Genomic DNA, 20,887 nt, shown 5'->3' with positions numbered 1-20,887 from the left:
GTTTTTCTACTTGAAAAAAAGTGAAATTTCTCTATCTGCGCTTTCTACTGAATCAGAACCATGGATAATGTTTTCTGAAATATCCAAAGCAAAATCTCCACGGATGGTCCCCGGGTCAGCATCAAGAGGATTGGTTGCCCCCATCATCTTTCTCATAACAGAAACAGCATTTTCACCGCTTGCAACCATAATTACAACTGGACCGGATGTAACATAATCTATCAAACCATTAAAGAATGGCTTCCCTTTGTGTTGAACATAATTTTCTTCGGCTGTTTCCTTTTTTAACGTTATCAGCTTCATAGATTCTAAATTAAGCCCTCTGTCTTCTATGCGCTTTATTATTTCGCCTACAAGTCTTCGTCTTACACCATCTGGCTTAATCATTAAAAATGTTTTTTCCAAAATCATCAACCTTTCTTAGAATGTAACTCTAAGTTACAAGTGATTTTACAATAGCATTAATTCCCTATCAAGATTTTTTTTATTTTATGTTAAAGAGAAGTCTTACAATAAGGACAGACCTTCCAATTTAAGTCCAGAGGATGGTTGCAAGCGGGACAACTTTTTTTTAATCTTTTCATACAATATGGACATATGAGAAAATCGGGTTCAATTGGCTGATGGCATCCATAACAAGTTAGTTCTGAATTAAGAGTTTCCTCTTTGGCTAAAATTTCAAGCTCTCTTTCTTGAACGTCAGCCAAATACTCCGGAGGCCTCAAAATTAAATATACTATCAACCCGAATATGTTAAAAAACAAAACCACGGCCGCCCAATATATCCCAGTAGTCCCCCTTTTTTCAGCATCACGATAAGTCCAACAAATTAAACTTATCCATAGAATAAAAACAAAGAAACCAAGAAGTCTAACCAACATTCTAAAAAAGGGGGAATTAAAAAAATTTAATATAGATGAAATAAAATCCAACTTGCTCAACCCTTTCTTTTAAAGAACAAAAAGAATTTACATTTTAAAAGTGACAAACACAATTTTACCAACATTAATTATGTTTCGATAGTTTGCCCTTTTTACCTTCAAAATTTCTCCTACATTTTCTCAAAAGAAACTCTCTCGCTTCAGCAATTGTCGACAAAGAACCCGTTACGCAAATTAAATCTGAAGCCCCCGCTTTTTTCAATGCAATCTGCAAAGAATCGGGAATATTTTTCACACAATCATATCCAATATCCCCAATATAATCTCTTAAAAAATCACAAGGGGCACATCTCTCATTTTTGTTCTCCGTAAGAACAGCAAAAGAAGTAATGGGAATAAGCTCATCGATTATCCCTTTTACATCTTTGTCTTTGAGTATCGCAATTACAATAATAAGCTTGTCATAAACAAAATTATTTTTCAAAGCATACGCTAACTCTTTAGCTCCAGCGGGATTATGGGCTCCATCTAAAAGGATTAAAGGTTTTTGAGATATAACTTCTAATCTTCCCGGACATTTAACTTTGTCCAACCCTTCTCTTGTTCTTTCGGTAGAGAGAGGCCCCTTCAAAAAAGCTTCTGACGCAACTACCGCTAAGCAAGCGTTTTTAAGTTGATTTCTTCCAAGTAAATTTAAACTAAGATTATTGTAGTGTCCATAAATTCCGTTTATTGAAAACTTATTCATATTTTCATTGATTAAAAAGAAGTCTTTGTTAAAAACTTTCAGGTCAACTCCCTCGCTCACGCAACGCTTTTTAACTATTTTTAGAGATTCAACGGATAATTCACCAACAATGGCGGTTGAACCACTTTTAATTATATGTGCCTTTTCCCAGGCAATTTGGGAAACTGTGTCTCCCAGTCTGTCTGTATGGTCTAATTCCACGTTAGTTATAACCGAAACCTTTGGGTTGGAAATGCTCGTGGCATCCCACCGGCCACCCATACCTACTTCCAATACAGCACATTTAACATTTTTTTTCTTAAAAATAATAAGAGCAAGAGCGGTTACAACTTCAAAATAACTTAGCTTATCGGGAGAAAATCTTTCATTGACTTTGTTTATACCAGGCATAATTAAAGTTAGAGCATCAGAAAAATCTTTTTTTGAAATCTGCTCTCCGTCTATTTCAAATCTCTCAGTTATAGAACTTAGATGAGGAGAAGTATAAGTACCCGTTCTTATTCCGTGCGCGTTAAGCAAGGATGCTGTAATGCGCGCCGTGGAAGTTTTTCCGTTTGTCCCGGTAATTTGTATTACAGAAAAATTGTTTTGCGGATTCTCGATTTCCCCGCAAAGCGCCTCAATTCTTTTTAAGCCAGGATTGATTTCATTGCGCCCTAACGAATTTATATAATCGTTCGCTTCGGTAAAATTCATTTGCATTCAAACTACCGCATAATCTGTTCTAATTGGGCTTTTATTTTATTTTTTTCGTCAATAAGTTCAGCTTCTTTAGCTTTCTCTTTTTTAACCACTTCAACCGGCGCTTTTGTTAAAAACTCGTCTCTTGACAATTTTTTCTGTATCTTTATTAAATCTTCCTCAATCTTATCCAGTTTTTTTGAAAGTCTTTCCTCTTCCTTTTTTACATCAATTAAACCGGCCAGGGGAACAAAAATTTCAAAACCATGCGTGATAGCAGATGCAGATTTTGGCGGTCTCTTTATATCTTGACCAATTGAAAAATTCGAGATATTCGCTAACTCAGAAATATAATTAAAATTGTTTCTTAAGATAGAGTTTTGAGTTTCATTTGTTCCTTTGATAATAACGTCAATACGTTTTGAGAAAGGAAGCGAAAACATCGACCTAATTGATCTAATTTCCACCACTATGGCCTTAATAAGCGCAAAATCATCCTCTAACTTATCATCAATAAAAGATTTGTTTTCTTCGGGCCACGACGCAACCATTATGCTTTCTCCGTCAAAAGAAAATTTTTGCCAAATTTCTTCAGTGATAAATGGCATAAAAGGATGCAACAGCTTTAAAACGTTGTCCATTACGAAACAAAGCACATGTTGAGCTGTTTGTCTGCTTGTTCCTTTCTCGCCATCTCCTTCTGCATCTTTTTGGTAAAGTCTCCCCTTGCAAAGTTCAAGATACCAATCACAAAATTCACCCCAAAAGAAATCGTAAATTTGTTTACAAGCAAAACTAAGGTTAAAAGTTTCAAAATCTGCATTTACATTCTTTAATAATTTGGTAAATCGGGAAAGTATCCATTTATCAACAAATTCGTATTGTAAATCAGCTTCTTTGGAGTATCCGTCGAGATTCATGAGAATAAATCTGGAAGCATTCCATATTTTATTGGCAAAGTTGCGGCTCATTTCAATTTTTTCTTCTGAAAAACGCATATCTTGTGCTTGAGCCTGAAACATTAAACCAAACCTCGTTGCGTCAGTTCCATATTTTTCAATTAATTCCAAAGGGTCAATTCCTGTACCCAACGATTTGCTCATCCTTTTCCCTCCAATTGTTAAAACTGTCGGATGAATGATAACCGTGCGATAGGGTACATCTTTCATAAATTTGAGACCCATCATGTTCATTCTTGCAACCCATAAATAAATAATATCTCTCGCGGTACTTAAAACAGAAGTTGGATAAAAATATTTAAGGTCATCGGTTTCTTCGGGCCATCCAAGAGTAGCAAAAGGCCAAAGGGCCGAACTAAACCAAGTGTCTAATACATCCGTTTCTTGCTTTAAATTATTACTACCACACTTGCTGCATTTCGTGAGTTTTTCAATTGAAACATTAATTTCACCACACTCACAATACCAAGCCGGAATTTGATGCCCCCACCAAATTTGACGAGAGATGCACCAGTCCTGAAGGTTATTCATCCAATTAAAATAAACTTTCTCCCAACGCTTGGGAACAAAATTAATCCTATCATCTTCTACAGCTTTAATCGCGGGTTTAGCTAACGATTTCATCTCGACAAACCACTGTTCGGATAAGTATGGCTCAACTACAGTATGACACCGATAACAATGACCAACAGCATGAAAATGAGGTTCAACTTTCTCGAGCAAATAGGCTCTTTCTAAATCCATAACTATTGCTTCACGGCAGCCATATCTATCCATACCTAAATAATTCTCGCCATTCTCGTTTATTTTTGCATCTGGGGTAAATATGTTTATTTGCTCCAATTTATGACGAAGACCCAATTCAAAATCGTTGGGGTCGTGCGCCGGTGTAATTTTAACGGCTCCCGTGCCAAAATTCGGATCAACTGCTTCGTCGACAATTACAGGAATCTCGCGGCCAACACCGGGCAGTATTAATATCTTTCCAATATACTGTTTATAACGAGGATCTTCTGGATGCACGGCAACTGCAACATCACCCAACATGGTTTCAGGTCGAGTTGTAGCAACCGTTAAATATTCATTGGAATCTTTGAATGGATATTTGATATACCATAAATGGCCTTCAATATCTTCATGCTCTACTTCAATATCAGAAAGAGCTGTTAAACAACGTGGGCACCAATTAATAACCCTGTGTCCTTTATAAATTAAACCTTCTTTATAAAGCTTTACAAAAACTGTTTTTACAGCATCCGAGTAACCTTCATCCATAGTAAAGCGTTCTCTTCCCCAATCGCACGAACAACCAATCCGCTTTAATTGGTTTATGATGGTGCTGCCATACTTTTCTTTCCATTGCCATACTTGTTCTATAAATTTTTCGCGGCCAAGATCCTCTTTTTTTAAACCTTCTTTGGCCAACTGTTTTTCAACCACGTTTTGAGTTGCAATTCCCGCATGATCGGTTCCGGGAAGCCAGAGAACGGACAAACCCTCCATCCTCTTTTTGCGAACTAACGCATCTTGCAATGTATTGTTTAAAGCATGGCCTATATGAAGAGAACCGGTAACATTGGGAGGAGGAATTACTATAGCAAATGGCTCTTTCCCCTTATCTATAGTTGCTTTAAAATATCCTTTTTCCAGCCAAAAACTATACCATTTATTCTCAACAGCTTTCGGATTATATATCTTTGATAACAACTCTTGAGCCATCTATGGTCAACGCCTCTCATTTTTCTTTTTCTTTAAAATTTTTGTTCTCTTTACGTAACGTTTCATATTCTATACGGCCTTCTTTATAAACATCTAACAATCTCACAGCCAAACCATCGTCTCCGCGTCTTGCCTTGGGAGAATCACATTTCTCCTCTTTCCTGCCAAGAACGCAACTCCCAATAGCCTCCACATACCACCTGCAATTTTCACAGCGTGAGCTCATTTTAAATCTTCCCCTTTAGTTAAGTCCGTATGAACTTTGCGAATCTTCTTTTCCCAATCTGCAAAATATCTCCGTTGTTTATCTTTAAATCAACATCCGCTGCCTCTATAACCTCATTATTTAATTTTACCCCACCCTGTTCTATAAGTCTTTTAGCCTCTCCGTTGGTTTTCACAAAACCAGCTTCTTTAATAAGCTGTACAATCCATATACGGCCATCCTTAAATAATTGGGGGGCCAATTTAACCTCAGGGATATTGGAGGGCAAAGATTTTTCTTTAAAAACAGTATCAAATTCTTTCTCAGCAGCTTGTGCTATTTTTTGATCATAGCATTGAGAAACAATTTCACGAGCAAGCCGTCGCTTAATTTTTGCCGGATGCAAAGACTCATCTTTAAGACCTTTTCCTATTTTTTTTATCTCTTTTTCTGACAAAGTAGTGGTTAATTTAAAATATTTAATCATAAGCTCATCAGGAATTGACATAATCTTCCCGAACATTTCTTTTGGCTCATCAGTTATGCCAACATGATTGCCAAGACTTTTGCTCATTTTTTGAACTCCGTCAATCCCTTCTAAAATCGGCAAGGTAAAAACAACCTGGGGTTCCTGGTCGTAAATTTTTTGAAGATTTCTTCCAGCTAACATATTGAATTTTTGGTCAGTCCCTCCCAATTCCACATCAGATTCAAGCATAACCGAATCATAGCCCTGCATCACCGGGTACAAAAATTCATGTAACCCGATGGGTATATTTTCTTGATACCGTTTGTAAAAATCATCTCTTTCCAAAAGTCTTGCAACCGTAAAATTTGCAGTTAATTTAAGTATTTCTTCAAAACTCATCTTTCCAAACCATCGGCTGTTATAATCAACAATTGTCGATTTTTCATCTAAAATGTTGAACGCTTGCTTAGTATATGTCTTAGCATTTAAAACAATTTCTTCCCCGGAAAGCTGCGGCCTTGTAGCAGACTTTTGAGATGGGTCACCAATTCGTGCTGTAAAATCACCTATTAGTAAAATCACTTTATGCCCAAAGTCCTGAAATTGCCTTAATTTTCTTAAAGGAATAGCGTGGCCAATATGAAGGTCAGGCGAAGTAGGATCCACCCCATATTTAATTATCAGCGGCTTATTTTCTTTAATGGATCGTTTGAGTTTGTTTTTAAACTCATCAAGAGGTAAAATTTCTTCCGTGCCTCTAATTAATGTATCTAGTTGTTCTTTAAAATTAATCATAATCAATACACCTTTTTTAATTTAAGTGCCAAAATCTTACCACAGTTTTCTTTAGACTGTCCAACAAAGAACCACTTCAATTGGGAAAATAATTTAATAAAATATGTTATAATTTCTCTTATTTCATTTTTGTATCATACTTAAAATTAACATAATTTAAAAAGAGGTTATATGTCTTACGCAAGAAAATTTCGAAAAATTAAAAAAAAGAAAGCGGAACGCCTGCTGAAAGTCTTTTTAGCCCTAATAATTATTGCAACATTTGCCTTTTCTTCAATAGGAATTGGGTTTTTGATAGGATTAAACAAAGATCTTCCGCGCCTTGAAGAACAAGCACAAGGAGCATCAGCACAAACTTCAAAAATTTATGATTCTAATGGAGCGCTTATTGCAACCTTCCATGCGGAACAAAACAGGGTAATTGTTCCGCTTTCAGAAATCCCTGAAGACATGAAAAACGCGATAATAGCAATAGAAGATGAAAGATTTTATCAACATAGCGGACTAGACCCTCGAAGAATAATCGGAGCCCTTCTGGCTGACATAAAAGCTGGTGGTAAACCAGTTGAGGGAGCTAGTACCATTACCCAACAATACGTAAGAAATATCTTCCTAACCACTGAAAAAACTTTTGAAAGAAAAATAAAAGAGATGGCTCTCGCCTATCAAGTCGAGCAAAAATACAGCAAAGATAAAATCTTAGAAAAATATTTAAATACAATTTATTTTAGCTCAGGTTGTTATGGAGTGGAAACAACATCGGAAACTTTTTTCAACAAAAAAGCCAAAGAAATGACGCTATCCGAATGCGCGCTTCTTGCGGGATTAGTCAAATCACCAAATAACTATTCACCTTACGTAGACCCCCAAAAAACAAAGACACGAAGAGATGTAGTTATAAACAAGATGCTGGAGTTAGGTTTTATTACTAAAACTGATGCTGAAGCCGCCAAAAAAACTCCCGTCGAAGTTGAACCTATAAAAGAGAAAAATATTCGCGCCCCATATTTTGTTGAATATGTTAAACAGTTGCTAATTGAAGAATTTGGTGAAAATGTCGTCTTTAAAGGTGGTTTACAAGTTCATACAACAATAGATTTACAAAAACAGGCCTACGCCGAAGAAGCAATAGCAAAAACTCTTGACAGAGAAGATGATCCGGATGCCTCTCTTGTAGCAATTGAACCCAAAACGGGATACATACGAGTCATGGTGGGAGGAAAAGATTTTAACACTCAAAAATTTAATTTAGCAGTTCAAGGGAAAAGACAAGCAGGTTCTGCTTTTAAAACATTTGTTCTTGCAACGGCAATCGAGGAAGGAATTCCTCCAAACAAAATCTATGATTCTGGTCCAATTACCATCAAATTACCCGGAGAAGACTGGCGTGTCACAAACTATTCGGGTGGTGGTGGACCACCTATGACAGTCTGGCAAGGAACAGTAAAATCCGTAAACGGCGTATACGCGAGATTAATGATGGATGTTGGACCAGAAAAAGTTGTTAAAGTAGCTAAGAAGATGGGCATAACAAGCCCTCTCGAAGCTAATCCCGCCATCGCTCTTGGTGGGTTAAAGATAGGGGTTTGCTCACTTGAGATGGCTTCTGCTTACGGAACCCTTGCAAATGAGGGAGTTCATTGTGAACCAATCGCTATACTAAAAATTTTAGACTCAGAAGGAACCCTTATTAAAGAAAACAAGATTCAAGGTAAAGCAGCAATTGCACCCGGAACTGCTTATCTTGCCACATGCATACTTCAGGATGTTATTACAAGGGGAACCGGCATCAGAGCAAAAATTGGCCGTCCGGCTGCGGGAAAAACCGGAACTGCCCAAAATTATCGAGATGCTTGGTTTGCCGGATATACTCCTGACCTTTCTACAGCGGTGTGGGTTGGATATCAAAAAGGACAAATTCCAATGAGAAACGTACATGGTATTCGTGTTACAGGCGGCTCATTCCCTACACAAATTTGGGCACGATTTATGGTAAAATCCCTGGAAGACACCCCTCGAACAGCATTTCCAATTCCAAAAGCCGGCTTAGTAAGAGTAACTATTTGCGCAGAAACAGGACTCTTGCCAACAGAATTCTGTCCAAAATTAACGGTGGGAACTTTCGTCAGGGGAACACAGCCAACCAAAAAATGCAAACTTCATCAAGGCATTGAAGTGCCAAATGTAATCGGCTTAACTGAAACGCAAGCAATTAGTGCTCTCCAAGAGTTAAAATTCGAAATGAACAAAATAACAGAATACAGCAACACTGTACCAATTGGTTCTGTAGTTGCACAAAACCCAGAACCAGCCAGTTTGGCAAAAGAGAAAGCCGTTGTCACAATAACGGTTAGCCTTGGCCCATCCGAAGATGAACCACTGGAAGAAGAAGAAACACCGCATGAAAAAACAACGAACACCCCATAGGCCAGTTTATAGACGGCTGATTCTAGTAAATCCTGAGCACTCGATTATTTCAATACCCTCTTTTTCGAGATTATCAAGCAATAAGTTTAATCCGAGGTTGTCGCTGGCAATATGTCCGGCAATAACCACGTTGATGTGATACTTTAACGCTTTTTTTCTAAGTTTGCTGCCCATATGCATTCCTACAATTGTTCCAACACCAGCATTGGCTAACTTTTCTAAAACTTCTTCAGGGCCCTCAGTTCCACCTGTCATGTCCACTACTACTCTTCCAGCTCTCTTGTCTCCATCTCCTACTAAAATTGTTGGGCCTGTCCCTGTCTTTGCAGCCATATTATATTCAGGAATTTTTCTTAAAAAGCTTATTACATCCTTTACTGTATACGGAGGAACCTCGTCAAATCCTTTCTGTAAAAATGAGGTAACCATATTATCTGCCGGCGTATGAACATTCATAAAAGGAATACCAAGAAGTTTTGCGGCATCAACTGCCCTGTTGTGGTTAACCGGCATGACCGATCGCTGAACTTCTTTCATCCTTTCATCAATTAAAAATTCTCCTATGTTTATCGGCACACCTTCCCGATGCCAAATATCAGCTTGTACCCTCATGACCCCGGGCAACCCTGCTAATGATTTGCCTTCCGGATGATGAGCAAGTAAAAGATCAATATTCTTCCCTTTCTCTCTTAATCTATCTGCAAGCAATACTTCACCAACTTCAATATCTACCCCACATAAAATAGTGCTGACGTCTGTGTTTGGATCACCTGCTAAAATACGGGTATCTGAGTACGGATTCGTTAGTTTCTCTAAATCAAAAAATTCTTTTTCGTCATCTTTTAAGTTTTCATATTCTTTTTTTGACTTTTCTAAAAATTTATCTAACTCTTCTTTATCCCTTGGATCAGCTTTCATCCCTTCTTTAATGGCAAGTTCATATATCTTTTGAATTTTCACAAAAATCGACCTCCTAAAAAAATAAGTTTTTTCCGTTAAATTTTTATATAATTTCGTTAAATAAATGTATAAATGTTTATTATACACTTTAAATAATTGTAAAAATAATTGTAAATTTAAAATAATAAATTATTTAGCTGTAGAAACAAATTGATTATCTTTGATGTAAAACCTTAAAAGTTCGTCTTTCCCAACAGATATTCCAATTCTTGAAGCCGATGCTACCTTGAATACCGCTTTTTTATCATCACACACAAAAATCTCCCCATTAACTAAATCTAACCCGTTGTGTGAGATATCTATTCCAAGAGCTTGTGTAAGTTTTGCGGGACCATTTGTGAGACATCTTAATTTTTTTGTCTTTCGCCTTTGCAACATAAAATCGATACCTTCAATTGGTTCAAGAGCCCGAATTAGTACTGCTCCGGGAATCCCTTTTTTCTCAGTTACAATATTAAATAAATAATGCATACCATAATTAAAATAGACATAAGCATGTCCAGACGGTCCAAACATTATAGCGTTCCTGGGAGTCTTTCCCCTGGAAGCATGGCTAGCCGGGTCACCGTTACCAAAATACGCCTCGGTTTCAACAATTCTTCCCGTTATGTCACCTTCAGGCAATCGATGAACCAAAACCTTGCCCAAAAGCTCCTTAGCAACTACTTTTGTGTTTCTCTCGTAAAAATCTCTTTTTAATGCTTCCATTCCCCATCTTCCAATTTACAATTTACAATTCTTTTAAATTCTTCGCTTTAATATACTTTATACTCTTTTTTTTCCTGAAGGCTGGGGCTGGTAGCTTTCTTACCCTTTTCCTTTACCCTTATTTTGCCACCTGCCCCGCCGGAGGCGGGCAGGCATCAACCGCTTGTTTTTTGACTTTAACTACCCTTTTATGAGATTGCCGCGCTCCCCTTCGGCCCGCCTGCCTACACACCTATTATGCCGTCAGGCATTGACGGGCAGGTCGCTCGCAATGACGCCAAGAGTTATCTCTTCTTAATCCTTAATCCTTAATCCTAATTTTCAACTTTACCCATTCCCCTTATTCCTAAGCATCTTCATCAATTTTTCAAAAGGATAGGTATTTATCACGTCTTCTGCTTCTAACCAGCCGCGTTGAGCCGTCGCTACTCCATAGAACATGTAACGAAGCTGCCCTATACTATGAGCATCCGTATTTATCGCAAATTTTACCCCCATCTCTTTTGCTTCCCGGAGATAATCATCTTTTAAATCAAGTCTATCCGGAAAAGAGTTGAGCTCAAGAAAAGTTCCGGTTTCCGCTGCCGCTTTAAATATTTCTTTTAAATCTAAGGGATAAGGCGGCCTTTTGCCTAAAATTCGGCCTGTCGGATGCCCAATAATATTTACATGCTCATTATAAATTGCACTTAAAATACGCTTGGTTAGTTGCTCGTTGCTTTGAGTAAATCCGCTGTGAATGGAGGCCGTTACGATATCAAATTCTTTTAAAAAACCATCGTCAAAATCAACTTTTCCGTTATTATCGATATTTACTTCGGCACCACGTAAAACTTTTAAGCCATCAATCTCTTGATTCACTTTTTCTATTTCTTTCCACTGACGCCTATAATCATCAGCCGTCAATCCCCCGGCTACCTTTAGTTTTTCGGCATGGTCGCTTATTGCTATATATCGATAACCCTTTTTTTTAGCATCATTGGCAATCTCTTTAATCTTGTTAAATCCATCGCTCCAATTTGAATGAACATGAATATCTCCTTTTATATTAGAAAGCTCAACAATATTTGGAAGAACACCGGCAAGAGCTGCTTCAATTTCCCCTTTATTCTCTCTTAATGTAGGATGTATCCATTCCATGCCCAATAAATTATAGACTTCCTTCTCGGTAACTCCTCCCACTTTTTCACCTGTTTTAACTTCAAAAACACCATACTCGTTTACCTTAAGACCTTTTTTCTTGGCAATATCTCTAAGATGAATATTATGCTCTTTTGAACCGGTAAAATATTGAAGAGCGGCACCAAATTGTTCAGGTAAAACAACTCTTAAATCAACCTGTAAGCCAATTTGTGTTACCACACTACTTTTAGTTTCCCCTTTGGCCAAAATATGTGTAACTTTGGGAAGATTGCAAAATACATCCATCGCTTTGGAAGACTCATTGCTAGCGGCCAGAATATCAATATCGCCAATTGTCTCTTTCATTCGCCTAAGACTTCCAGCTGTACTTATTTCGAGAATAAAATTATGTTCTTTAAGTTGTTGAACTATGTTTTCAGCCAACGGATAAGCTTCACTTAAAAGTATTCGCTCCCTTAAGCGCTGAAGCTCAAGTATTCCAAGTCGTATATTCTCTTCGGCCTTAGGGCCCATCCCGGCCAAATCCCTTAATTTGTGTTTATTTATGGCTTCAAGAAGTTCTTCAATTGTGGTAATTCCAAGCTTATCGTAGAATAGTTTGGCTTTTTTGGGGCCGACACTTTGAATGCTTATCAATTGCAAAAGGCCGGGGGGAACATGTTCACACAGCTCTTCATAATAAGTAAGCTTGCCGGTTTCAAGCAATTCGGCAATTCTCTCGGCTATGCCCTTTCCAATACCGGGAATTGTTTGAAGTTTGCCTTCATGGTAAATATTGTTGATATCTTCAGATAACCCGCGAATTGCATAGGCAGCACGATTATAAGCTCTTACTTTAAAAGATGATTCTCCTTTAATCTCGAGCATTTCTCCAATTTCATCGAGAATATGGGCCACATCTTGATTGTCCAAAACAACCTCCTGAGATTCTGCCAAAAAGAAGGAAGTGACAATTAGGGCTCTTTAGGCAAGCCAAGCTTGCTCTTTACCTACAATCTTTTCTGCCACTGACATCTGCTTATTCACGCTTTTTGCTGAGGTTCCGCCAAAACTGGTTTTTCTGTTTACGGAGTTTTTAATATCTATAATCTCAAAGATATCTTTATCATACAACGTCGAAAACTTCTTAAAATCGTCTAAACTTAAATCTGAGAGATGACAATTTTTCTCAATACAACTCGCAACCATTTTACCAACAATTTCATGAGCTTCGCGAAAAGGGATGCCTTTTGCTGTTAAATAATCGGCAGCATCTGTTGCATTAGTAAATCCCTCTTTAGCTGCTTTCCCCATATTTTCACTTTTTACTTTTATTGAACCAAGCATGCCTGTAAAGGTCTCCAAAGCAAGTTTTAAAGTATCAATTGTATCAAATAAACCCTCTTTATCCTCTTGCAAATCGCGATTGTAAGCCATCGGAAGTGCCTTTAGAGTTGTCAGCAGCCCCACAAGATGACCAAAAACTCGGCCACATTTGCCTCGAATTAACTCCGCGACATCCGGATTCTTTTTCTGAGGCATTATACTGCTGCCGGTAGTAAAAGCATCATCTATTTCAATAAAGTTAAATTCTGAGCTTGACCAAATAACCAGTTCCTCACAAAATTTACTTAAATGAACCATAATTAATGATGCTGCTGATAAAAAGTCCACTATAAAGTCACGATCGCCTACGCTGTCTAAGCTATTTTCGCTCACGCGGGAGAAACCGAGTTGTTTGGCAACATATTCCCGGTCTATTGGAAATGTGGTCCCGGCAAGTGCCCCTGCTCCTAGCGTCATTACATCAGTCCGCTTATAACAGTCTTTTAAACGCTCGAAATCCCTTTCCAGCATAAAGAAGTAAGCCATCAAATGATGCGAAAAAAGAATTGGCTGCGCGTGTTGAAGATGAGTGTAACCCGGAGATATGATGCCTATGTTGTCTTTGGCCAATTTCATTAATTCACGTTGAAGGCCCAAAATTAATTCTTCGATAATCTTGATTTCGTCTTTTAAATAAAAACGTGTATCTAAAGATACTTGGTCATTACGGCTTCGAGCAGTATGTAACTTTCCCCCCACCGGTCCAATTTTATCTATTAAGGCACGCTCAATTGCCATGTGAATATCTTCATCGGCAGCATTGAAAACAAATTTATTCGCTTCTATCTCGCGATAAATCTCATTTAAACCATCTTCAATCTTAGCTGCTTCATCAGGGGGAATTATCTTACACTTGCTCAGCATTTTGACATGCGCAATGCTTCCTTTGATGTCGTACTTATATAAACGACAATCAAAGAACAGTGAAGAGGTAAACTCTTCTACTAATTTATTTGTATTTTTCTTAAAACGTCCACCCCAAAGTTTCATTAAGCCTCCTCACATTGTTAACTACCAATAAATTAAAAAATAAAAGTGAAAAACTACTTATCTTGTTGTCGGTTTTTTCCATACTCAATACTCCATACTCACTCTACTCTATACTCTCTCTGCCATCAGGTACTTTGAAATTAATTGAGACTAATAGTAATTTGTTGTAATTACCACTTAATCTCCACTTAATTTCTACTTAATCTCCCCAATTACCACTTAATCTCCACTTAATTTCTATTTACTCTTTTATCTGCCATCAGCCCCGCCACCTGCCCGCCAATGCCTAAAACGGCATCATAGGCGTAGGCAGGCGGGGAGGCGGGCAGGCATCAGCTTTTTCTTTGCCTTTTTGCCCAAACCTTCAAGGGCAATCCAAATAATTCTATAAATCCTTTAGCTGATTCATGAGAAAAAGAATCGGCGGTTTCGTAAGTAGCTAAAGATAAATCGTATAATGATTCTTTCGACTCTCGTCCAACCACATTGCTTGAACCTTTGTATAGTTTCATTCGAATCTTACCAGAAACCGGCTCCTGCGTTTTTTCAAAAAAAGAATCTAACGCTTCCCTGAGGGGAGAAAACCATTGCCCGTAATAAACTAATTCAGCATATTTTAACCCAAGAAGTTCTTTGAAATGAGAAAGATCCCTCTCTAAAGTCAAAGCTTCTAATTCCTTATGCGCTTGAATTAAAATTGTTGCCGCCGGACACTCGTAAATTTCGCGCGATTTGATGCCTACCAGCCTGTTTTCTATCATATCTATGCGGCCAATTCCATGTTTTCCGCCCGTTTTGTTTAATTCTTCTATCAAACTTACCAAACTCATTTGCTTCCCATTTAGTTCAACTGGGCTCCCTTTTATAAAACTTATCTCCAGACACTCAGGCTCATCGGGAGCTTCAAGCGGACTTTTGGTCCAGCTGTAAGCATCCTCGGGCGGTTCTTTTCCAGGGTCTTCTAAAATACCGCACTCACAACTCCGGCCCCAAAGGTTTTCATCAACGCTATACGGACTTTTTTTAGTTGTCGACACCGGAATGCCATGTTTTTCAGCATATCGCATAGACTCATCCCTAGACATAGTCCATTCCCTAATCGGCGCTATAACTTTAATTGAGGGCTCAAGCGAAGCAATTGAGACTTCAAACCGTACTTGGTCATTGCCCTTTCCCGTACTACCGTGTGCAACCAAATCAGCCCCGCTTTTCTTGGCAACTTCAACCAAATGTTTGGCAATAAGCGGACGTGCAAGAGCCGTAGGTAATGGATATTTCCCTTCATATATGGCATTTGCCTTAAGAGCCGGAAAAATAAAATCTTGAGCAAATTCTTTTTTTGCCTCAATTACATGCGATTCTTTTGCTCCAATTATCAATGCTTTTTGTTTGATAGCATCCAAATCTATCGGTTGCCCCACATCCAAAGCTAAAGTGATAACTTCCAAATCATATTTTTCTTGAAGCCACTTTATAGCAACAGATGTATCAAGACCTCCAGAATATGCTAAAACTACTTTTCTTTTAGACACTAAAACCCCTCCCTGTCCATTTGCCGATAAATACAACTTCTCAGCAAATCGATAAAATAAAAATCAATTAACCCGTTTTTAACTTTATCAATCTTTTCTCAATCAACTTTGCCACCATATCATCCGAAACAACCATTAAAATGGTATCATCGCCGGCAATCGTTCCCAAAATTTCTTCCCAATCAATTTCATCTAAAGCCGCTGCAACTCCAGGAGCCGAGCCAGCAGCACATTTAATTAAAACAAGGTTGTTGGCTGAGACAATGTTATTAACAAACTCTTTCATCATTCTAATCAAATACATATCTTTCGCTAAAACATAATAACCTTTCTCGTTTTTGTCTAAACCTAAATCAGATATATCTCGAGAAATTGTAGCTTGGGTCGTTTTGAAACCTTTTTTCTTTAGTCCCAACATTATTTCCTCTTGAGTCTTTATCTTTTGTTCTCTAACAAGTTTTTTTATATCAGCTTGCCTTGCTTTCTTCTTTTCCATTGTTAATCTCCAATCAAAAGAGATAAGAGAGCTTTTTGAGCATGCATTCTGTTTTCCGCCTGGTCAAATACAACACAATTTGGACTTTCCATAACCTCACCAGTTATCTCTTCTCCGCGATGAGCGGGTAAACAATGCATAATAAGTGCATCAGGTTTCGCTAAAGATAAAAGCACACTATTTACTTGATAAGGTAAAAAAGTTTTCTTTCGCTCCTCAGATTCACTTTCCTGGCCCATACTTGTCCAAACATCCGTATAAACAACATCAGCTCTTAAAACTGCTTTTTTAGGATTGTTTGTTATATCTATCTTATGATTAATATTCCTCAGCACACTTTTGGCCTTCTTTATCACATACTCTTTCGGCTCATAACCTAAAGGAGTAGCAACCGATAAATTCATCCCAATATGAGATGCTCCCAGCATAAGAGAGTGACAAACATTATTCCCATCGCCAACATAAGCCATCTTTAATCCAGCCAACCTGTCTTTTTTTTCTAAAATAGTTAAAAAGTCCGCGATGACTTGGCAAGGATGAAAGTCATCGGTTAATCCATTGATAACAGGCACGCTTGCAGCTTTAGCTAAATTTTCTAAATCACTTTGCTTAAATGTTCGAACAACTATCGCATCCACATATTTTGAAAGAACACGCCCTGTATCTTCTATGGTTTCTCCTCGGCCAAGCTGTAAGTCTTTACCATGCAAAACTACAGGATGAGCTCCAAGCTGGGCAATACCGGCCTCAAAAGAAACCCTTGTCCGGGTAGATGGCTTTTCAAATATCAAAGCCACTGATTTGCCCTTAAGCAAATGAGTAGGTTCACCAAGGCGATGAAGCCGCTTTAACTTAGAGGCCTTCGCTAAAATTTGATAGATTTCATCCTGCCCGAAATCTGCTAAAGTTAAAAAGTCCTTTCCTTTTAAGGAAATCACCTAAATCCTCCTTATAAAATTTTAATTAGTCAGTGCTTTCTCTAATATTTTCATCGCCATATTGACCTCATCTTTTGTTATGCAAAGAGGAGGAAGGAGACGAATAATCTTTGAGCCAATATTATTTACAATCAAACCATCATTTAAACACTTAGAAACAACTTCTTTTGCCATTTCTTGCTCCAATTCAATTCCAATCATTAAGCCTTTCCCTCTAATTTCTTTAATTGGAATTTTTTTAGACATTTTCTGTAATTTTTCCAGGATAATTTCACCCATTTTTTCAGAGTTTTCAACTAACTCTTCATCTTCAATAATTTTTAATGCCGCCAATGCTGCCGTGCACGCAACAGGGCCCCCGCCAAAAGTGGAACCGTGATCACCCGGCTCAAACGCCTTTGCTACTTCATCTTTTGCAATAATAGCTCCAATTGGAAGACCGCCACCTAACCCTTTAGCCAAACTTATTATATCCGGTTCGATACCAAAATGCTCATATGCAAACATTCGGCCCGTTCGCCCAATTCCTGTTTGAACTTCATCTAAAATTAAAAGAAATCCTTTTTCATCGCAAAATCGCCGTACATCTTGAAGATATTTTAAATTGCATGGATAAACGCCACCTTCGCCTTGTATGGGTTCCAGCATTACCGCCCCGGTCTTATCCGTTATTGCTCCCTTGAGAGCTTTAAAATCATTAAGCGGAACATGTTTAAAACCAATGGGCATCGGCTCAAAAGGTTTCTGTTTTTCAGGTTGGCCTGATGCTGCCAACATCTTCATTGTTCGACCATGAAAAGAACGATAAGCCGTTATAATTTCATACTTATCTTCACCTCGAAAGGTCTTAGAATATTTGCGAGCAAGTTTTACAGCTCCTTCGTTTGCCTCAGCCCCACTATTTGCAAAAAAACATTTATCTCCAAATGAGATACTAACTAATTTTTCCGCTAACTTAATCTGCGGAATGGTATAAAACAAATTGGAAACATGAACTAACTGTTCCATTTGAGACTTAACCGCATTAACCACCGTTGGGTGACAATGCCCAACACTCGTTACGCCAATCCCACTTAAAAAATCGAGGTAACTTTTGCCATTAATATCCCACAAAGTACAACCCTTCCCTTTTATTAAAAGAACGGGGAGTCGGGTATAAGTATCTATATGATATTGCGAATCTTTTTTTACATAATCTTCAAAATCCATACTCTTTCTCCATTCTAACTAGCCATTTAGTCGAGAGTCTCTTAGTCGGGAGTCAGGAGTTTGTTGGCCAGATTGCTGGTTTTACTATAGTATATACTCCATACTCCATCAGCCATCTGCTATCTGCCCCGCCATCGGTGAGCAAGCGAGAGTCGGTAGTGATTGTTTTTACTCCCCACTCCCCACTATTGACTACCCACTAATCACCTGCCATATCTATCGGCTGGTGGTTAGCATCGTCCCGATTCCTTCATCGGTAAATATTTCTAAAAGAAGCGAATGTGGAATTGTTCCGTTTAAAATATGCGCTTTTTTAACCCCACCCTTTAAAGCATTAACACACGATTTAATCTTTGGAAGCATCCCCTCTTCCAGCTTACTTTTTTCAAGAAATTTATTGCATTCTTCCAATGATAATTTGGAAATCAATGAACTTTTGTCGGTAAAATCTTCATAAAGGCCATCAACATTAGTTAAAAATATCAACTTATCAGCATTTAACGCTGAGGCAATTTCAGCTGCAACCAAGTCGGCGTTTATATTATAACTTTGCCCGTCGCTTCCTATTCCCACCGAAGCAACAATGGGCGTAAAGCCATCATTAATTAAATCGGTTAAAATTTCCGAGTTTATTTTTTTTACCTCGCCCACAAAACCTAAATCAACATCAGGTAAAACAAACTTTTGCGCTACGATTAATTCAGCGTCGTCTCCACTTATTCCAACTGCTATACGACCATGACGATTAATTAAGGTAACAATTTCCTTATTTACCTTTCCTACTAAAACCATCTTTACAAGTTCCATTGTTTCTTTATTTGTAACGCGGAGACCCTTAACAAACTTAACCTCTTTTTTCATTTTTTTCATAACTTTTGTTATTTCCGGTCCACCACCATGAATAATTACCGGATTTATGCCAACATACTTCATTAAAACAATATCGGTTGCCACCGACTCTTTTAATTTCTCGTCAACCATAGCATTACCGCCATATTTAATAACCACGGTTTTTCCGTAATATTCTTTTATATATGGAAGAGCATGTATAAGAACTTTAGCACGTAACGCATTATCAATATTGCTCATATTCATTTCTTCATCCTCCTATCCTCTATAAAGAATCCAAGGCAAGTAAAGTAAGGTTAAATAAGCAACCACAATAGACAGTAAAACCGCTAAACCAATTGAAGAACCTGCTCCCAAATAAAAAATAAAAAAACCAAACGGTAGCGAGATAATACTCCACAACACATCTTGCGCGCTTCGTTTGAAAATAAAAACGAAGTAAGCAACATAAAGCAAACTGCTTAAAAACTTAATGACCAGCGAACAATCCTTTGTAAAGATAAAGCTAATCAAAAGACCAAAAACTAAAAACAAAATAGCCAAAAAAAATGATTTCCAAGTATTTGTTAAATTTATTTTCATTAAAATCACCTAAGTTCTGTAAGAAGCGTTTATCTTTATATAGTCGTAAGATAAATCAGTTGTCCAAACTCTTGCCTGACTTTTGCCAATGTTTAAATCAACAAACAACTTTATCTCATCTTTTTTAAGAACTTCATTTATCTTGTTCTCATTAAAAGAAACGGCAACACTATTTTTTACAATTTGAATATCATCGAAGTAAATGTCTATCATCTCGGGATCAATTTCAGCTCCGGAATGCCCTACAGCTGAAATTATACGACCCCAATTGGCATCCTCGCCAAAGAAAGCTGTTTTAACCAGACTAGAATTAGCAATAGCCATTGCCGCTTTTTTAGCATCTTCGTTTGATTTCGCTTTTCTTACATTTACTTCAATAAACTTAGTCATTCCTTCACCATCTTTTACTATCATCTTCGCGAGTTTAGTAGTTACATAATGTAAAGCTTTTTCAAAAATTACGTAATCGTCATCTCCAAGAATTAACTTCTCGTTATCCGCCTTGCCGTTTGCCAAAATAACCACCATATCATTGGTACTGGTTTCTCCGTCAACGGTAATCATATTAAAGGACTTGTTAACCGCTTCAGATAAACTTGCCCTCAGACAGGTTCGACAAATTTTTATATCAGTTGTTAAAAAAGCAAGCATTGTGGCCATATTGGGAGCAATCATTCCCGACCCTTTGGCCATTCCACCAACTGTTACCGTCTTTCCTCGAAACTCAAACTGAACCGCAACCTCTTTTGAAAAGGTATCAGTCGTCATGATAGCTTCGGCTGCATCGACATTTCCTTTTTTGCTTAAGGACGAAACCGCGTCGATGATTCCCTTCTCAACCTTTTCTATGGGAAGAGGAACACCTATTACCCCTGTGGACGCAACAATTACGTCCTGAGAATGAATATTCAGCGCTTCCGCTGTCTTTTCAATCATCGTCATAGCATCTTCTTGACCTTTATAACCAGTGCAAGCATTGGCATTCCCGCTATTTACAACAACTGCTTGAGAAATACCGTTTCGCGTATTGCACCTGCTAAAATACACAGGGGCCACCGCCATTTTATTAGTTGTAAAAACCGTAGACGTTGTGGCCGGAGCTTCCGAAAAAACAATAGCAACGTCTTTTTTACCGCTTGCTTTTATTCCACACGAAACCCCCGCGGCCTTAAAACCAGCAGGAGCTGTTATTCCGCCTTTTATAACTTTTATCTTGGACATAATTTCCTCC

At 37.9% G+C, this 20,887-nt stretch carries 18 protein-coding genes; 1 reads left to right on the top strand and 17 read right to left on the bottom strand.

Annotation, left to right across the window (positions count from 1 at the left end):
* Positions 1-6: 6 nt before the first annotated feature.
* The 6 genes from ndk to tyrS all read right to left on the bottom strand — a co-directional run bounded on the left by ndk (position 7) and on the right by tyrS (position 6,457).
* Positions 7-411, bottom strand: a complete 405-nt coding sequence (gene ndk, locus Q7U95_RS04440) for a nucleoside-diphosphate kinase (RefSeq protein WP_308752186.1) — start codon at positions 409-411, stop codon at positions 7-9.
* A gap of 83 nt (positions 412-494) precedes the next feature.
* Complete coding sequence (locus tag Q7U95_RS04435) at positions 495-764, bottom strand: zinc ribbon domain-containing protein (RefSeq protein WP_308752184.1); 270 nt, start codon at positions 762-764, stop codon at positions 495-497.
* A 241-nt stretch (positions 765-1,005) separates the two neighbouring features.
* Positions 1,006-2,331 (bottom strand): folylpolyglutamate synthase/dihydrofolate synthase family protein, encoded by a 1,326-nt coding sequence (locus tag Q7U95_RS04430; protein ID WP_308752182.1) that lies wholly within the window; start codon positions 2,329-2,331, stop codon positions 1,006-1,008.
* Positions 2,332-2,336: 5 nt separating this feature from the next.
* Positions 2,337-4,988 carry a valine--tRNA ligase gene (locus Q7U95_RS04425; protein ID WP_308752180.1) on the bottom strand — a complete coding sequence of 884 codons (2,652 nt, stop codon included), beginning with the start codon at positions 4,986-4,988 and terminating at the stop codon, positions 2,337-2,339.
* A 16-nt stretch (positions 4,989-5,004) separates the two neighbouring features.
* Positions 5,005-5,214: a hypothetical protein gene (locus Q7U95_RS04420; RefSeq protein WP_308752177.1), complete on the bottom strand. Its 210-nt coding sequence runs from the start codon at positions 5,212-5,214 to the stop codon at positions 5,005-5,007.
* 19 nt (positions 5,215-5,233) lie between these two features.
* A complete protein-coding gene (gene tyrS, locus Q7U95_RS04415) occupies positions 5,234-6,457 on the bottom strand; it encodes a tyrosine--tRNA ligase (RefSeq protein WP_308752176.1) in 1,224 nt (407 codons plus the stop codon).
* Between the two features lie 171 nt (positions 6,458-6,628).
* Here tyrS and Q7U95_RS04410 point away from each other — a divergent pair, with 171 nt between their 5' ends.
* Positions 6,629-8,884, top strand: coding sequence for a PBP1A family penicillin-binding protein (locus Q7U95_RS04410; protein ID WP_308752175.1), 2,256 nt, complete (start codon positions 6,629-6,631; stop codon positions 8,882-8,884).
* A 6-nt stretch (positions 8,885-8,890) separates the two neighbouring features.
* On the opposite strand, the gene Q7U95_RS04405 is transcribed toward Q7U95_RS04410, so the two are convergent.
* The 11 genes from Q7U95_RS04405 to argJ form a co-directional block, all read right to left on the bottom strand.
* Positions 8,891-9,844, bottom strand: a complete 954-nt coding sequence (locus tag Q7U95_RS04405; protein ID WP_308752174.1) for a hypothetical protein — start codon at positions 9,842-9,844, stop codon at positions 8,891-8,893.
* A 129-nt stretch (positions 9,845-9,973) separates the two neighbouring features.
* Positions 9,974-10,552, bottom strand: coding sequence for a DNA-3-methyladenine glycosylase (locus Q7U95_RS04400; RefSeq protein WP_308752173.1), 579 nt, complete (start codon positions 10,550-10,552; stop codon positions 9,974-9,976).
* A 327-nt stretch (positions 10,553-10,879) separates the two neighbouring features.
* Entirely contained in the window at positions 10,880-12,607 is a 1,728-nt protein-coding gene (gene polX, locus Q7U95_RS04395; RefSeq protein WP_308752172.1) for a DNA polymerase/3'-5' exonuclease PolX, read from the bottom strand.
* A 51-nt stretch (positions 12,608-12,658) separates the two neighbouring features.
* Complete coding sequence (gene argH / locus Q7U95_RS04390) at positions 12,659-14,050, bottom strand: argininosuccinate lyase (protein ID WP_308752171.1); 1,392 nt, start codon at positions 14,048-14,050, stop codon at positions 12,659-12,661.
* A gap of 332 nt (positions 14,051-14,382) precedes the next feature.
* Positions 14,383-15,582 (bottom strand): argininosuccinate synthase, encoded by a 1,200-nt coding sequence (locus tag Q7U95_RS04385; RefSeq protein ID WP_308752170.1) that lies wholly within the window; start codon positions 15,580-15,582, stop codon positions 14,383-14,385.
* 67 nt (positions 15,583-15,649) lie between these two features.
* Complete coding sequence (locus Q7U95_RS04380; protein ID WP_308752168.1) at positions 15,650-16,078, bottom strand: ArgR family transcriptional regulator; 429 nt, start codon at positions 16,076-16,078, stop codon at positions 15,650-15,652.
* Between the two features lie 2 nt (positions 16,079-16,080).
* Positions 16,081-17,016 (bottom strand): ornithine carbamoyltransferase, encoded by a 936-nt coding sequence (gene argF / locus Q7U95_RS04375; RefSeq protein WP_308752167.1) that lies wholly within the window; start codon positions 17,014-17,016, stop codon positions 16,081-16,083.
* 21 nt (positions 17,017-17,037) lie between these two features.
* On the bottom strand, positions 17,038-18,225 hold the full coding sequence (locus Q7U95_RS04370) for an acetylornithine transaminase (RefSeq protein WP_308752165.1): 1,188 nt from the start codon (positions 18,223-18,225) through the stop codon (positions 17,038-17,040).
* Positions 18,226-18,441: 216 nt separating this feature from the next.
* Positions 18,442-19,320: an acetylglutamate kinase gene (argB, locus tag Q7U95_RS04365; RefSeq protein ID WP_308752163.1), complete on the bottom strand. Its 879-nt coding sequence runs from the start codon at positions 19,318-19,320 to the stop codon at positions 18,442-18,444.
* A 12-nt stretch (positions 19,321-19,332) separates the two neighbouring features.
* On the bottom strand, positions 19,333-19,656 hold the full coding sequence (locus Q7U95_RS04360) for a hypothetical protein (RefSeq protein ID WP_308752161.1): 324 nt from the start codon (positions 19,654-19,656) through the stop codon (positions 19,333-19,335).
* Positions 19,657-19,665: 9 nt separating this feature from the next.
* Positions 19,666-20,887 (bottom strand): bifunctional glutamate N-acetyltransferase/amino-acid acetyltransferase ArgJ (argJ, locus tag Q7U95_RS04355; RefSeq protein WP_308752159.1); only part of this gene is annotated, 1,222 nt, incomplete at its 5' end.

It is taken from the genome of Candidatus Oleimmundimicrobium sp. (assembly GCF_030651595.1).
Taxonomy (GTDB): Bacteria; Actinomycetota; Aquicultoria; order UBA3085; family Oleimmundimicrobiaceae; genus JAUSCH01.
Note: the sequence above shows the minus strand (reverse complement) of the source record. Positions and strands in the feature narration are given on the sequence as shown.

Bases quoted from the DNA above. Each gene is read 5' to 3' on its own strand.
- Q7U95_RS04380 (WP_308752168.1), bottom strand. From the start codon at position 16,078: ATGGAAAAGAAGAAAGCAAGGCAAGCTGATATAAAAAAACTTGTTAGA.
- Q7U95_RS04420 (WP_308752177.1), bottom strand. From the start codon at position 5,214: ATGAGCTCACGCTGTGAAAATTGCAGGTGGTATGTGGAGGCTATTGGG.
- argH (WP_308752171.1), bottom strand. From the start codon at position 14,050: ATGAAACTTTGGGGTGGACGTTTTAAGAAAAATACAAATAAATTAGTA.
- Q7U95_RS04400 (WP_308752173.1), bottom strand. From the start codon at position 10,552: ATGGAAGCATTAAAAAGAGATTTTTACGAGAGAAACACAAAAGTAGTT.
- Q7U95_RS04360 (WP_308752161.1), bottom strand. From the start codon at position 19,656: ATGAAAATAAATTTAACAAATACTTGGAAATCATTTTTTTTGGCTATT.
- argB (WP_308752163.1), bottom strand. From the start codon at position 19,320: ATGAATATGAGCAATATTGATAATGCGTTACGTGCTAAAGTTCTTATA.
- tyrS (WP_308752176.1), bottom strand. From the start codon at position 6,457: ATGATTAATTTTAAAGAACAACTAGATACATTAATTAGAGGCACGGAA.
- ndk (WP_308752186.1), bottom strand. From the start codon at position 411: ATGATTTTGGAAAAAACATTTTTAATGATTAAGCCAGATGGTGTAAGA.
- Q7U95_RS04370 (WP_308752165.1), bottom strand. From the start codon at position 18,225: ATGGATTTTGAAGATTATGTAAAAAAAGATTCGCAATATCATATAGAT.
- Q7U95_RS04410 (WP_308752175.1), top strand. From the start codon at position 6,629: ATGTCTTACGCAAGAAAATTTCGAAAAATTAAAAAAAAGAAAGCGGAA.
- Q7U95_RS04425 (WP_308752180.1), bottom strand. From the start codon at position 4,988: ATGGCTCAAGAGTTGTTATCAAAGATATATAATCCGAAAGCTGTTGAG.
- Q7U95_RS04430 (WP_308752182.1), bottom strand. From the start codon at position 2,331: ATGCAAATGAATTTTACCGAAGCGAACGATTATATAAATTCGTTAGGG.